Source organism: Glycocaulis sp., from assembly GCF_052168375.1.
Classification (GTDB): Bacteria; Pseudomonadota; Alphaproteobacteria; order Caulobacterales; family Maricaulaceae; genus Glycocaulis.
This window is the reverse complement of sequence record NZ_JBQLZR010000280.1, coordinates 1-1,077: the sequence shown is the minus strand read 5'-3', so window position 1 is coordinate 1,077 and position 1,077 is coordinate 1. Positions and strand designations below refer to the sequence as shown.

Sequence of the window (1,077 nt, the reverse complement as noted above, 5' to 3'; positions counted from 1 at the left end):
CCATCTGGTAGAAGCCCTCAGGCAGGCTGTCACGCTGTGCCTCGGCAAGCTCGGCTTCGCTTTTCAGCTCTTCCGGCCCCGGCACGTCCGGCATGGTATCGGCATGGGACAGCCCTTCCTCGGCGCGCTGGAAGGAGGCCGCCATGTTCAGGATGGGCTGGCCCTTCTGCATGGCGATGATGCGCCGCGTGGAAAAACTGCCGCCGTCGAAATCGCGCTCAACACGATAGATGATCGGGAAGTTCTCATCGCCTGGACGCATGAAATAGGCGTGCAGAGAGTGAATGGTGCGATCCTCGCCCACGGAGCCTGAAGCTGCCATCAACGCCTGACCGACAACCTGACCACCAAACACCCGGCCCTTGCCACCGGGATTGCGCGGGCCGCGATAGAGGTCGGTGTCGATCTCCTCGACCGTGAGGAGGCGCGCGAGGCCATCAGCCAGCCCCTGCACGTCCTGGCTATCGACGGGTGCAGGCTCTGTCTCTCTCGCGGGATCATATTTCATGGGGCGATATCCGGTTCATGCTGCGGCGCAATACGCCTGTCCGGCACGGTTTTACGCGCTCGCGAGAGGCCAAGTCCAGCACGCAAGGCGCGACCGCCTCCAGCGCCAGTCCTAATCGGAGCGTGACGGCCTTTCGGGTGCATCATCGCGCCCGTCCCAGCTTTCTTCCTCGGCCGGTTCCATCGGCACCCCGGTAAAGCCTTTCAGAGAGTCCGACAGGGCCTCGGCGTCGCGCCGGATCTCGACGCGTGAGGTCGCATAGGCATAGATGAGGCGGGCTACCGAATGCAGCGCATGCATATGAATGCGCTCATAGCCATGGCTGGCATCGATGCCGAAGGTGACAAGCGCGGTGCGCACATCTGCCCCGGATTCGATAGCGGCGGCGGAATCGGAGCGGTAGTAGCGGAAAATATCGCGCTGGTGTTCGATCTCGTTCTCGCGCGCGAGACGGAGCAATTTCTGTGTCAGGTGATAGTCGAACGGCCCGGTCTGGTCGGCCATGGCAATGGTGACGCCAAATTCGCGGCTGTTCTGGCCAGGTGCGGTCGTGCCGTTATCAATCGTCA

General features: G+C 62.6%; 1 protein-coding gene and 1 pseudogene. Both read right to left on the bottom strand.

The annotated features are described in order from the left end of the window. The coding region (locus ACTS2Z_RS11325) for an acyl-CoA thioesterase (protein WP_442573315.1) at positions 1–508 on the bottom strand (508 nt) is incomplete at its 3' end. 111 nt (positions 509–619) lie between these two features. Beyond that, a pseudogene (locus ACTS2Z_RS11320) lies at positions 620–1,077 on the bottom strand (osmoprotectant NAGGN system M42 family peptidase); the annotation flags it as partial.